The 12157-nt window shown below is 70.0% G+C and carries 13 protein-coding genes; 10 read left to right on the plus strand and 3 right to left on the minus strand.

The genetic code is table 11. The features are described 5' to 3' along the window. Positions 1–38 precede the first annotated feature (38 nt). From SL103_RS16530 to SL103_RS16540, 3 genes are all read left to right on the plus strand, one after another. Entirely contained in the window at positions 39–1235 is a 1197-nt protein-coding gene (locus SL103_RS16530; RefSeq protein WP_244303924.1) for a MalY/PatB family protein, read from the plus strand. A 376-nt stretch (positions 1236–1611) separates the two neighbouring features. Continuing rightward, complete coding sequence (locus tag SL103_RS16535; protein WP_069573801.1) at positions 1612–3441, plus strand: B12-binding domain-containing radical SAM protein; 1830 nt, start codon at positions 1612–1614, stop codon at positions 3439–3441. Between the two features lie 74 nt (positions 3442–3515). After that, positions 3516–5285, plus strand: a complete 1770-nt coding sequence (locus tag SL103_RS16540; RefSeq protein ID WP_069569794.1) for a 2-isopropylmalate synthase — start codon at positions 3516–3518, stop codon at positions 5283–5285. A gap of 25 nt (positions 5286–5310) precedes the next feature. On the opposite strand, the gene SL103_RS37845 is transcribed toward SL103_RS16540, so the two are convergent. Beyond that, positions 5311–5448, minus strand: a complete 138-nt coding sequence (locus SL103_RS37845; protein WP_164492814.1) for a hypothetical protein — start codon at positions 5446–5448, stop codon at positions 5311–5313. A gap of 101 nt (positions 5449–5549) precedes the next feature. Beyond that, positions 5550–6455 carry a transcriptional regulator CynR gene (gene cynR, locus SL103_RS16545; protein WP_069569795.1) on the minus strand — a complete coding sequence of 302 codons (906 nt, stop codon included), beginning with the start codon at positions 6453–6455 and terminating at the stop codon, positions 5550–5552. Between the two features lie 127 nt (positions 6456–6582). Here cynR and SL103_RS16550 point away from each other — a divergent pair, with 127 nt between their 5' ends. The 7 genes from SL103_RS16550 to SL103_RS16580 all read left to right on the plus strand — a co-directional run bounded on the left by SL103_RS16550 (position 6583) and on the right by SL103_RS16580 (position 10790). Next, positions 6583–7182: a carbonic anhydrase gene (locus SL103_RS16550; RefSeq protein ID WP_069569796.1), complete on the plus strand. Its 600-nt coding sequence runs from the start codon at positions 6583–6585 to the stop codon at positions 7180–7182. A gap of 119 nt (positions 7183–7301) precedes the next feature. Beyond that, a complete protein-coding gene (gene cynS / locus SL103_RS16555; RefSeq protein ID WP_069569797.1) occupies positions 7302–7772 on the plus strand; it encodes a cyanase in 471 nt (156 codons plus the stop codon). 133 nt (positions 7773–7905) lie between these two features. Next, positions 7906–8403: a nucleoside deaminase gene (locus tag SL103_RS16560; RefSeq protein ID WP_069569798.1), complete on the plus strand. Its 498-nt coding sequence runs from the start codon at positions 7906–7908 to the stop codon at positions 8401–8403. A gap of 143 nt (positions 8404–8546) precedes the next feature. Beyond that, the gene (locus SL103_RS16565) at positions 8547–8987 is read left to right on the plus strand and encodes a VOC family protein (protein ID WP_069573802.1); all 441 of its coding nucleotides are present in this window, start codon (positions 8547–8549) and stop codon (positions 8985–8987) included. Between the two features lie 166 nt (positions 8988–9153). Further along, positions 9154–9627: a carboxymuconolactone decarboxylase family protein gene (locus tag SL103_RS16570; RefSeq protein ID WP_069569799.1), complete on the plus strand. Its 474-nt coding sequence runs from the start codon at positions 9154–9156 to the stop codon at positions 9625–9627. A 289-nt stretch (positions 9628–9916) separates the two neighbouring features. After that, positions 9917–10138 carry a hypothetical protein gene (locus SL103_RS16575; protein ID WP_069569800.1) on the plus strand — a complete coding sequence of 74 codons (222 nt, stop codon included), beginning with the start codon at positions 9917–9919 and terminating at the stop codon, positions 10136–10138. Between the two features lie 247 nt (positions 10139–10385). Beyond that, positions 10386–10790 carry a hypothetical protein gene (locus SL103_RS16580; RefSeq protein ID WP_069569801.1) on the plus strand — a complete coding sequence of 135 codons (405 nt, stop codon included), beginning with the start codon at positions 10386–10388 and terminating at the stop codon, positions 10788–10790. 297 nt (positions 10791–11087) lie between these two features. Here the strand turns inward: SL103_RS16580 and SL103_RS16585 are convergent, their stop codons facing one another. Continuing rightward, entirely contained in the window at positions 11088–11993 is a 906-nt protein-coding gene (locus SL103_RS16585) for a quinone oxidoreductase family protein (protein WP_347877844.1), read from the minus strand. Between the last annotated feature and the right edge of the window lie 164 nt (positions 11994–12157).

The following is a 12157-nucleotide window of genomic DNA, read 5'->3' on the forward strand; positions in this document are numbered from 1 at the left end:
CGGCGCCGCGCCGACCGACCGACTGGGGGAACCGCCCTGTGAGCACCGACATTTCGCCGGCCGATCTCGTCGCCGTCGACCCGTACCGCCTCGCGCAACGCGATGGCGAGAAATGGGCCACCGCCGGCGACGGCATGCTGTCCTCGTGGGTCGCCGACATGGACTTCCCGACCGCGCCCGCGATCCGTGAGGCCCTGATGCGCCGCGCGGACGGCGACCTCGGCTACCCCACGTGGTTCGACGAGAGCCGCGGCGGCCCGCTGGGGGAGGTGTTCGCCGAGCGGATGCTCCGGCGGTACGGCCACCGGCCCGATCCGACGCACACCCGGCTGTTCACCGACATCAACCAGGCGATGCTGGCGACGCTCCAGGTCGCCACCGAACCGGGCGACGCCGTGCTGCTGCACACCCCCGCCTGCCCGCCGTTCGTCGAGGTCATCGAGAAGATCGGCCGCCGCCCGCTGACCGTGCCCGTCGAAGAGGGCGGCGACGGCTGGGAGTTCGACCCCGCCCGCATGGCACACGCCGCGGCCGACGGCACCTCCGGACGCTGCCGGGTGCTCTTCCTGGTGAACCCGCACAACCCCACCGGCCGGGTGTTCCGCCGCGCGGAACTGGAGTCGCTGGCGGAGCTGGTGCTGCGGCACGACCTGCTGGTGATCTCCGACGAGGTGCACGCCGACCTGACCCACGCCCCGCACCGCCACATCCCCTTCGCCTCGCTCGGCCCGGAGATCGCCGCCCGCACCGTCACCCTCACCTCGGGCAGCAAGGCGTTCAACCTCGCCGGGATCCGCTGCGCCGTGGCCCACATCGGACCACCGGCCGTCCGCGAGGCCGTGGACGCCCGGCGCGGGCTGCTGTTCGGCCAGGTCGGCGTCCTCGCGGTCGAGGCGCTGAAGGCCGCCTGGACGGCCGGAGACGACTGGCTGGACGAGGTACTGGCGGTCCTCGCCCGCAACCGGCGGCGGCTGGCCGAGCGGCTGCCCCGGGGGATCCGCTGCCGCACCCCGGAGGCCACCTTCCTCGCCTGGCTGGACTGCCGGCAGCTCGGGCTCGACGCCGACCCCATGCCGTTCTTCCGGGACGAGGCCAAGGTGCTGCTCTTCTCCGGGCCGGCCTTCGGGTCCTCCGGCGAGGGATTCGTCCGGCTCAATTTCGGTACCTCACCGCAGATCCTCGAAGAGACCCTGGACCGCATGGACGGAGCCTTGCGGCGGCGCGGCGGGGATTGAAACCGGGGCGAACACCCGGGCCGAAAGCGACAATGCGGAAAGTTTTTCCTTTGTCGTTGACGTGCGCAGGGCAGCTGCTAGTACAGTTCGGAATGATCACGGGGGACGAAGTCGGGGGACTTTCCCGGGAGTTCGGGCGGACGCCGAGAACTCCCCGGCCACCACCGGAAGAATGCGACCCGGCCTTTCGTGCCGTCCCACCGGATCCAGCGCGTCATCCATGTCCGCGTTCCGGGCCGAAGTCCCGGAGAAATCGGAATCCGGAGGGCTGATGACCACCCATGCCATGGAAAAGGTGTATTCCGGGGACAGTGCCGTACGGTTGCATCGCGCCGGTGAAGTGACCGACCCCGACGCCTTCCGGGCAAGGCGGCGCATGCGAAGGAAACGCCTCGCCGGGCAACTGGCCGACGGCAGCGCGAAAACCCGGTATTTTCCGGTGCTGTCCGTCCTCGCACCCGTCATGACCCAGTCCGAGGGGGAAATCACCTACCCCGGCGACCCGATGTGCCTCTACACGGCGCTGAGCCTCGCCGTGCACCGCGCGGTGGCGGACGCCGGGCCGCTGGCGGACGCCACGCACTACAGCGACCTCGCGCCCGAATGGACCCGGTTCCCGGACAAGACCTACCGGCTCTCCTCCGGCGACGACGGCTACCGTTCCTACGGCACCTCCCCGAACACCGACCAGACCGTCTTCGACCCCCGGGTCTGGGACGACGACGCCCGCGCGCGCTGGACCCGCCTGCTGCGCGAGGTCCGCCCCCGGGTCGTCCTCATCAGCACCGTCTCGCCCGCGCACCGCTACGCCCTGCAGATCGCGGAACTGGCCAAGCGCGAGGTCCCCGACACCTTCGTGATCCTCGGCGGCCGGCACGTCGACGAGACCACCGCGGTCACCCCCGACGGCCAGGCCCTGCTCCTCAAACCCAGCAGCACCCTGGCCGTCATGCAGGAGGGCAAGGCGCCCCACGTGGTCGACGCGGTCGTCAGCGGCGAGGCGTACCACGCGGTGGACCTCCTCGTGCGGGCCCTCGCCCTGGCCACCGACCTCGACCGGCGCCGGGTGGACCGCGACCAGGTGCTGCCGTGCCTTCAGGGACTGCTCGCCGAGGAAGGCCCCGGCGCGGGCAGCTCCCTCATCGCCCTCGCGTCCGCGGACGCCGTCGACGCCGTGCCGCTGCGCGGCCGCCCGCTCGACCTCGGCTCGCTGCCCTCGCCGTACGCGGCCTTCGCGATCCGCTCCCGCTTCCCGATCTTCACCGGCCCGGAAACCGGAAAGCCGCTGCGCACCGCGCACTTCATGGTGTCCAACGCCTGCCCCTACCGCTGCAATTTCTGCTCCGAATCGGCCCAGTTGAGCAACGGCCTCAAACGGTTCAAGGACGATGCCGTCGGCACCGCGGTGCAGCGGGTCTGCGAATACCTCAGCTATGGCGCCGAATCGCTCTTCTTCGACGACTCGGTCTTCTGGAGCGGCCGCTACCGCGACATCGGGAATTTCTGCGAAGAACTCAGCCGCATCCGCCGCACCCCACCCGACTCCCTCGATCCGCGCTACCGGAAATTCCTCGCCGAGGACGACGACATGGAGCGGCTGCGCGGACTCCAATGGGGTGCCCAACTCACCGTCGACACCCTCGTCGCACTCCATTCCGCGGACGCATCGGCCGACATCCTTCGGAAGATGAAGGAAGCCGGCTGCAGCTACGTCTACATCGGCATCGAAAGCATGTCGACGCAGGTCATGGACCATATCCATAAAAACCTCCGGCGGGAGGAAGGAAAGCCCTGGCGGGAAAAGGTCAGGGAGGCCGCCGCACTGGTCAAGGAACAGGGCCTGCAATTGGGCACCTCCGTCCTCTTCGGCCTGGACGGCGAGACCCGGGCCAGCATCGACGAGACGATCCACGAGGTGGGCCGGCTCATCGACGACGAACTGATCGACCTGGCCAGCCCCAACATCCTCACCTACCACCCCGCCACCCCCGTCACCCGCGCCCACGGAATGCACGACCGGCTCGACTACCACTCCCCGCGCATCGACAACCGAAAGCCGTACATCTATTTCGAGGAAGCCTTTCCCGACGTCGTGTCCGTCCTGCTGACCGAGGACGACATCTGGCACATCCATCACGAGACCCGGCACCGCTGGGGCGGCGCCCGCAACGACGCCGCACCGGTCACCGTCGAGGCCGGCTCGTGACGGCAGCCGAGGACCCCGCAGCTCCGCACGGAACGACCCTCCCGCGTCGCGCGCACAGGAACGAGGAGAAGCCGATGCCCGCTCCGTATCCGTCCTCCGGCCAGCCGCTGCAGCAGCGCTCGGGCATGCCCACGCAGAGATACACCGCCTACCCGCCACTCGACCTTCCGGACCGCTCGTGGCCGGCCAAGACCCTCACCCGGGCCCCGCAGTGGTGCGCGGTGGACCTGCGGGACGGCAATCAGGCGCTCGCCGTCCCCATGGACCTCGCCCGCAAACGAAAACTGTTCGAACTCCAGGTCCGGATGGGATTCAAGGAGATCGAGGTCGGTTTCCCGGCGGCCAGCAGGACCGACTTCGATTTCATCCGGCTGCTCATCGAAGAGGACCTGATACCGGACGACGTCGCCATCCAGGTCATCATGCCGGCCCGCGAGGAACACATCCGCCGCACCTTCGACTCCCTGGCCGGGGTGCGCCACGCCGTCGCCCACCTCTACCACTCCACCTCGTGCCTCCAGCGCGAGGTCGTGTTCGGCATGGACCAGGCGCAGATCAAGGACCTCGCGGTCCGCAGCACCCGGCTGTGCAGGAAACTCGCCGAGGAGAGCGGAAACCCCGGCATCCGGTACGAGTACTCACCGGAATCCTTCACCGGCACCGAACTGGACTTCGCCCTGGAGATCAGCAACGCGGTCGCCGACGTGTGGGACCCGGACCCCGGGCACAAAATGATTCTCAACCTCCCCGCCACCGTCGAGCTGTCGACGCCCAACATCTACGCGGACCAGATCGAGTGGATGCACCGGCACCTCGACCGCCGGGACTCCCTCATCCTCTCCATCCACCCGCACAACGACCGCGGCACCGCCGTCGCCGCCGCCGAACTCGCCTGTCTGGCCGGGGCGGAGCGCATTGAGGGCTGCCTCTTCGGAAACGGCGAACGCACCGGCAACGTCGACCTCGTCACCCTCGGACTCAACCTCTTCACCCAGGGCGTCGACCCGATGATCGACTACTCGGACCTGCCCGGCGTCGCCGCCACGGTCGCCCACTGCAACCGGCTGCCGGTGCACCCCCGCCACCCCTACGGCGGCGAACTCGTCCACACCGCCTTCTCCGGCTCCCACCAGGACGCCATCAAGAAGGGCTTCGAGGCCCTGGAACGCACGGCCGGTGCCACCGGTACGCCCCTGTCGCAGCTCCCGTGGGCCGTGCCCTACCTGCCGATCGACCCCAAGGACATCGGCCGCGACTACGAAGCGGTGATCCGGGTCAACTCCCAATCAGGGAAGGCCGGTTCGTCCTACCTGCTGAAAGCCGAGTACCACCTGGACCTGCCGCGCCCGCTCCAGGCGGAATTCGCGGGGATCATCCAGGAACACACCGACGGCACCGACGGGGAACTGACCGCCCGCGAGGTGTGGTCGGTCTTCCGCACCACCTACCTGGAAGCCACCCGGCCGCTCCACCTCCTCGACCACACCCCGCAGCCGGCCGACGGCGGCGCCCACCACACCCTCACCTGCACCCTGCTGGCCGACGGCACCACAGTGACCCTGCACGGCGCCGGCCCCGCCCTCGCCGACGCGCTGCTCGCCGGCCTCCCGTCGCTCCCGTCCACCGACGGCTTCGACTACGCCGGCCTCACCCTGGGCGACGTCCACCGGCACCCCCTCCCCGCCGAGGACGGCCGGAGCCCCCAGTCCGTCGCCTACGTCCGGATCGACCACCACCAGCGCTCCGCCTGGGGCGCCGCGATCCGCGCCGACTCCGGCACGGCAACCCTGCACGCCGTCCTCAGCGCGGTGAACCGGCTCCGCACACACCACGCGGATGACTGACCGCCGCCCGCGGCCGATGGCTCCCTCACTCGCGGGTCCTGTCCTGCCCGTCCCCGCCGCGGCCGGTCCGCCGCCAGATCGCCGTCATCCCCACGGCCAGGACGGCCAGGGCGACGACAACGATGAGTCCCTTGGCCGCGAGGTCCCTCAGCAGGTGGTGCACACCTGGACCAGTTGTCCCGGGCGGAATAGTGCCGGCACGCGTGCCGGCGGGCAGTGGCGCGGTCCGACGGCCGGCCGGTCCGTCACCGGTGCCGGACGGGGTCAGTCAAGCGTGAAGCCATGACTGCGAACCCACTGCGTCGCCTGCTCGGCGAAGGCGTGGGTGGCGGCGCTCCGGTAGGTGCTTTCGCGGCGCAGGAGGGTGACGGTGCGGGAGGGGAGCGGGGGAGTGAGGGGGACGGGGGTGAGGTGGGCGTGGTCGCGGGTGATGGCATCGGGCAGGACCGTGGCCAGCGGCGTGCGGGTGACGATTTCGGTGAGGGCGTTGATGGAGTTGGCCTCGACCGCGATCCGGGGCCGCACGTGATGGGCGGCGAAGTGCTCGTCGATGTGTCGGCGGGTGGCGAAGTCCTCGCTCAGCAGGGCGAGATGACGCTCGTGCAGCTCGGCGACCGGCAGCGGCGCCCCCTGGCCGGCCCGGGGGTGGTGCGGGCCGACCACCAGGCTGAGGGTCTCGGTGAACAACGGGGTGGATGCGATGCCGGCCAGGTGCGTGGCACGGAAGGCGAAGCCGAGGTCGAGGCGGTCGTCCAGGAGGTCGGCTTCGAGGCGGTCCTGGGTCATTTCGCGGACGTCCAGGGTGATGCCGGGGTGGCTCTCGTAAAAGCCGGCGACGAGGGGACCGATGAGGTAGGCGGTGAAGGTGGGGGTGACCGCGAGGCGGAGATGGCCACGGGAGAGGTCCTGGACGTCGAGCACGGCCCGCTCCCCGGCCGCCAGGTCCTGTAGGGCGCGCCGGGCGTAGTGGACGTAGGCCGCGCCGGCGTCCGTCAGGCGTACGGTACGGCCGGTGCGGTCCAGCAACTGCACGCCAAGGGCTTTCTCCAGCTGCTTGACCTGCTGGGACAGGGTGGGCTGGGCGATCCGCAGGTCTTCGGCGGCGCGGGTGAAGTTGGCGTGCTCGGCGACCGCGAGCAGGTAGCGCAGATGACGCAGTTCCGGCTTCATGAGGGAAGACTATAGATGTCATCGATGGCAGCCAGTGATATTGCGTCTTGGACACTATAGATGCAGCTCATGCACAGTGAATGACGTCGGGCCCACCGACAGCCCCGATCGAAAGGGAATCCGGGTCATGCGTCATCTCGCCGAGGGGATCCACCGCTTCCAGCGGGATGTCTTCCCCGACAAGGCCGGGCTCTTCGCCCGGCTGGCCACCACCCACCAGCCCGGCACGCTCTTCATCAGCTGCTCCGACGCGCGTGTCGTGCCCGAGCTGATCACGCAGGCCGACCCCGGCGAGCTGTTCGTCATCCGCACGGCCGGCAATCTGATCCCCGCCTACGCCCCCGGCGCGGACGGCGTGGCCGCCGGCATCGAGTACGCGGTGGCCCTGCTGGGCGTGCGGGACGTCATCGTCTGCGGGCACTCCGCCTGCGGTGCCATGACCGCCCTCGCCGAAGGCCACGATCTGGCCGGAGCCCCGGCCGTCGCCGACTGGCTGCGCCACGCGGACGCCTCCCGGGCCCGCACCGCGTCCACCACGGCGGGCGAGGAGCAGGTGGCGGCGCTGGTACGGGCGAATGTCGTCGCGCAGCTGGCGAACCTGGCCACCCACCCCTCGGTGGCCCGCGCACTGGCCGAGGGCCGCGTACGGCTGCACGGCTGGGTCTTCGACATACCCACCGGCACCGTCGAAGAGGTCGACGCCCCGCGCCCGGCCCCCGCGGCCTGACGTCCCCTTCCCTCCCCCTCACCCGGCCGGACCAGGCCCGGTCTGACCGGTCTCCGGGGGCCGCTACCACTTCCTGCCCCCTTCGCCGGGGGGCGGGCCAACCGAAAGGAAGCATTCCCATGGTGCACGCCCAGTTCGACAACAGCGCCCGTCAGCAGCTCGCGATCGCCGCAGTCGAGGCCAAGACCCGCCGGGATGTGTCCTGGCAGCAGATCGCCGACGCCGCCGGCCTGTCCACTGCCTTCGTCACCGCCGCTGTCCTCGGCCAGCACGCCCTGCCGCAGAAGTCAGCCCAGGCCGTCGCCGAGCTGCTCGGCCTGGATGACGACGCGGTGCTGCTGCTGCAGACCATCCCCACCCGCGGTTCCCTCGATGGCGGCATCCCGACCGACCCGACCATCTACCGCTTCTACGAGATGCTCCAGGTCTACGGCACCACCCTCAAGGCCCTGGTCCACGAGCAGTTCGGTGACGGCATCATCTCCGCGATCAACTTCAAGCTCGACGTGAAGAAGGTCGCCGACCCCGAGGGCGGCGAGCGCGCCGTCATCACGCTCGACGGCAAGTACCTGCCCACCAAGCCCTTCTGAGGCCCCGGGCAGAACGGATCAACAGATCAACACTCCCCGGGGCCGGGCCCGTGCCGGCAGCGCGCTTCCGGCACGGATGCGACACGGGCACCGGCCCCGGCACCCCCCAACCCCTCTCCTCCTGGAGGACCCCATGGATTTCGTGCAGCGCACCATCGACCTTGCCCGGCAGAACGTCGCCGAGGGCGGCCGGCCGTTCGCGACCGTCATCGTCAAGGACGGCGAGATCCTCGCCGAGTCCCCGAACAAGGTCGCCCAGACCAACGACCCCACCGCCCACGCCGAGATCCTCGCCATCCGTGAGGCGTGCGTGAAGCTGGGCACCGAGCACCTCACCGGCACCACCGTCTACGTGCTCGCCCACCCGTGCCCGATGTGCCTGGGCTCGCTCTACTACTGCTCGCCGGACGAGGTCGTCTTCCTCACCACCCGCGACGCCTATGAGCCCCACTACGTCGACGACCGCAAGTACTTCGAACTCGACTCCTTCTACGCCGAGTTCGCCAAGGACTACACCGAGCGCCGGCTGCCGATGCGCCACGAGCCGCGCGAGGACGCCGTCGAGGTGTACAAGTTCTGGCAGGCGAACAACGGCGGCGAACGCCGCGTGGCCGGCGCCCCCACCCGCTGACAGCGAACCAAGGGCTCGTAAGCCGGGCGGCCGTTCGCATTGCGCCGGCGGGGTGACGCGGTCAGCTCAGCGCGCCGTCGTAGTACTGAGAAGTGATCGCGGCTTCCTTGCCGGGGGCCCACCTTGACTGCATGATCTTGGTCATGTCTGAGTTGCCCTCTCGCTTGACGGCCGTGACGCTCGGCGCCCGGGACATGCCTGAGCTGCGCCGGTTCTACCGTGGTTTGGGGTGGGAGGAACTCCCGTCCAGCGACAACAACTGGGCGGGCTTCCTGCTCGGTGGGGTGTTGCTCGCGCTGTATCCCGTGGAGGAGCTGTCGGCTGAGGCGGCGAATGGTGCGCCGGCCCCTGCCGGGTGGTCGGGCCTCACGCTCATCTGCAACGTGGACCGTCGTGAACAGGTGGATTCCGCCTTCGCGGCGGCGGTGGCGGCCGGCGCCACCGCCGTGGAGGAGCCGGTGGACCGTTCGTGGGGCGGCCGGTCGGCGTACATCGCTGACCCCGAAGGCAATCGCTGGGAGATCGCATGGGCGCCGGGTGTGCAGCTCGACGCCCGCGGCGCGCTGATCGCTTTGGGCGGCTGAGGGTCTGCCACCTCGCTGCGTCCCGGCACCGATGGCGGAGGCCGTCGTGCGAGGTGGCTGCCGCCGCACGGGCAGGGGTGACGCACGCCACATTCGGCCGTGTCACATCGTGCCGAGCACTTCCGTCCTAGGGGTGTAGCCACCGAAAACGGCAGAGGAGCACACCATGGATGCCCGTTTGAACATGTTCGGCAGCCCGATCGCCGGCAAGGTCTGGAAGCACATCATCGCGGCGGGCAAGGCGCTCGAGGACTCGTCGCTGCCGGGCACGACGCAGGAATTGGTGAAGATCCGCGCGAGTCAGATCAACGGGTGCGGTTTCTGCCTCGACATGCACACCAAGGACGCCGCCGCCGCGGGCGAGAGCGCGGGGCGCCTCAACCTGGTCGCGGCGTGGCGGGAGGCCACGGTCTTCACCGACGCCGAGCGCGCGGCGCTGGAGCTGACGGAGCAGGGCACCCGCCTCGCCGACGCGGCCGGTGGTGTCACGGATGAAGCCTGGGCGAACGCCGCCAAGCACTTTGACGAGGAGCAGCTCGCCGCCCTGGTGTCGCTCATCGCCCTCATCAACGCCTTCAACCGCGGCAACGTCATCACCCAGCAGCCGGCCGGCGACTACCAGCCCGGCCAGTTCGGATAACCCCGACCGGTTCGGACAGCGAGGAGTCCCCGGGCCGGGCACGAGCAGTGCCCGCCCCGGGGCCGGAGGCGGGCCGCAGGCCGTCATCGCCGAACACCAGCGGCGCTGGGTCCGGACGCTGCCCGACGGGCGGTTCGAAGGGGTCGACGCGGGGCACTTCATCCAGGCCGAGCAGCCGGGAATCGTGGCGGGCCGGATCGGGCACCTCCTCGGCCCGGTGGTAGCGGTCGAATAACTTTGCGTTCAGCGGATGTACCAGGGCAGAGCGTCCCGGGTAGGTTCAGCCCCCATGGCAGAGGACGTCGTGAACATCGACCGGCACCAGTTGATGGCGGAGGCGCTCCAGGAATTCGCGGCGCGCAGTGACGAGCAGCTGGACTGGATTCTGGGGCACGTCCGGCATCGCCTTGGGAACGCTCGCCGGATGGGCGTACCGGTGCCGGCTGACCTGGCCAGCAGGGTCTCCCGGCTGTGCGAGAAGCGCAATTGGCCGCTCGATGAGCTGGAGTAGTGGGCCTGATTCCGGAATCCGCGGGTCGTCGGAACCCTTAGGGGCGGCGGCCGGTCGCTGGCAGGGGCGGCGAGCCCATGTGCGGCACTCGTCGCACACCAACTCCGTCCCCTGCGCGACAAGTTGCGGCCGTGACACCGGAACGTAGGAGTCCGATTTTTCCTGCCACATCCGCCTTGTTGGCTTGATTTCGCCTAGGTAGCCTGTTCGATGATCAACACGGCTACCTGTAGAAGAGGAACCCCCCATGCGTAACCACACTCGGGCCGGCGTCATACTCGCCACCTCCCTTCTCGCCGCCGCGGGCCTGGCGGCGCCGGCTTCGGCCGGCGAACCGGCCGGTGCGGCCCGCAACGCGGGCCCCTCCTGCACCTCGCTGTCCAACGGCTCGTTCTGCGTGGGCATCATCGACGGTGGGCACACCGTGAACCTCGTGTACGGGAAGACCGGTGGTTCCGCGGTGACCGTGAAGTTCGGTTACCGGAAGGGCCACACGACGCACCTCAGCAATGCGTACACGGTCAAGAAGGGCGACACGAAGACGTTCAAGTTCAAGAACGTGAACCTGGGCTGCAGCACCATCTACGGCGTCCTGGCGGTCGAGGGTCAGGACGACTTCGAGACCCCGGGTCTGCACAACACCGGCTGCTGACCGGCCTCCTCGCCGCCCGGTGCCCCTCGGCGCCGGGCGGCGCACGCGTCTCCGCGGCCCCGAGACGCTTCAGGGGCAGCCTCGGTCGGTGGCATTCCGGCCAACCGTGCGGGAGTGACAGTCGGCTCGGCCCTGCCGTCCCCGTGCTCAGCCGGCGCCCTGAGGATTTGTTGACGTGGCGGCCGGATCGTCGAGGAAGGCAGCCACGGCGAACTGCTGCGCCGAGGTGGCCGCTACGCCGATTTCTGGAACGTTTCCCTGACGCCGGCAGCGGAAGCGTGAGCCGACAGGGCGGGCTCAAGGCACGAGGACCAGCTTGCCCTTCGTCCGGCGGCCCAGCAGATCCTCGTGCGCAGCACGTGCGGATCCGAGGTCGTACTCGGCGCCGACCAGCGGCCGCAGGCGACCGCGTGCCGTGAGCCCGACCAGTTCTTCCAGTGCCGTTCCGCCCGCTCCCTCGCGGGTGAGGAGCGGAATGAGCCAGAACCCGCCAACCGTGATGCTCTCCACCGCCAGGCGGTGCGGTGGGACGGCGGTGGCGGCCTGCCGGGACGAAGACCCGTAGGTCACCAACCTCCCGAGAAACCCCAGCGCGTCCAGAGCGGAATCGAGGACCGGCCCCCCGACGGCATCCAGGACGATGTCGACCGGCTGCCCCTGGTTGGCGTCGAGGATCCGCTCCCGGTAGCCCTCCGCCGCGCCGTCGACGGCCACATCGGCGCCGAGTTCCAGGGCGAAGGCGCGCTTCTCCTCGGATGATGCGGTGGCGATGACGCGACCTGCCCCGAACGCGCGGGCCAGCTGAACGGCGAGGCTGCCTGTGCCACCCGCGGCGGCGTGGACCACGACGCTCTCCCCGGGCCGGACCCGCGCGACCGACCTCAGCAGGTGCCAGGCCGTCAGACCCTGCACGAGCAGCGCCAGCGCCGCACCCGCGCTCACGCCCTGCGGCAACACCACCAGATCGCGCTCGGCGACGACGGTCTTCGCGGCGTAGCCACCCTGTCGCACGTAGCCGAGGACCCGTCGGCCGTCCGCGGTCCGGCCGACGACCTCCATCCCGGGGATGTGCGGCAGGGGTCCCTTCTGCGCGTACGGTCCCTCGGTGAGCTCGCCGGCGATCTGCTTGATGTCGCCGAAGTTGACGCCTGCGGCCGCCACCTCGACCAGGGTCTCGCCCGGACCCGCCACTGGATCCGGCACGTCGGCCTCCTCCAGGACCTCAGGTCCACCGAACCGTTCGAACCGCATGGCGCGCATGCACACCCCTCCCACTCCGAAGATCCCCGCCGTCAACCTACGTCCCGAACTCCTGGAGCCGCATGACCGGCCGCGCGGGTGCGGGAGAGGCTGAAGAGCGGTCCTGT

The organism is Streptomyces lydicus (assembly GCF_001729485.1).
Taxonomy (GTDB): domain Bacteria; phylum Actinomycetota; class Actinomycetes; order Streptomycetales; family Streptomycetaceae; genus Streptomyces; species Streptomyces lydicus_D.

Bases quoted from the DNA above. Each gene is read 5' to 3' on its own strand.
- SL103_RS16535 (WP_069573801.1), top strand. From the start codon at position 1,612: ATGCGAAGGAAACGCCTCGCCGGGCAACTGGCCGACGGCAGCGCGAAA.
- SL103_RS16540 (WP_069569794.1), top strand. From the start codon at position 3,516: ATGCCCGCTCCGTATCCGTCCTCCGGCCAGCCGCTGCAGCAGCGCTCG.
- cynR (WP_069569795.1), bottom strand. From the start codon at position 6,455: ATGAAGCCGGAACTGCGTCATCTGCGCTACCTGCTCGCGGTCGCCGAG.
- SL103_RS16550 (WP_069569796.1), top strand. From the start codon at position 6,583: ATGCGTCATCTCGCCGAGGGGATCCACCGCTTCCAGCGGGATGTCTTC.
- cynS (WP_069569797.1), top strand. From the start codon at position 7,302: ATGGTGCACGCCCAGTTCGACAACAGCGCCCGTCAGCAGCTCGCGATC.
- SL103_RS16560 (WP_069569798.1), top strand. From the start codon at position 7,906: ATGGATTTCGTGCAGCGCACCATCGACCTTGCCCGGCAGAACGTCGCC.
- SL103_RS16565 (WP_069573802.1), top strand. From the start codon at position 8,547: ATGTCTGAGTTGCCCTCTCGCTTGACGGCCGTGACGCTCGGCGCCCGG.
- SL103_RS16570 (WP_069569799.1), top strand. From the start codon at position 9,154: ATGGATGCCCGTTTGAACATGTTCGGCAGCCCGATCGCCGGCAAGGTC.
- SL103_RS16575 (WP_069569800.1), top strand. From the start codon at position 9,917: ATGGCAGAGGACGTCGTGAACATCGACCGGCACCAGTTGATGGCGGAG.
- SL103_RS16580 (WP_069569801.1), top strand. From the start codon at position 10,386: ATGCGTAACCACACTCGGGCCGGCGTCATACTCGCCACCTCCCTTCTC.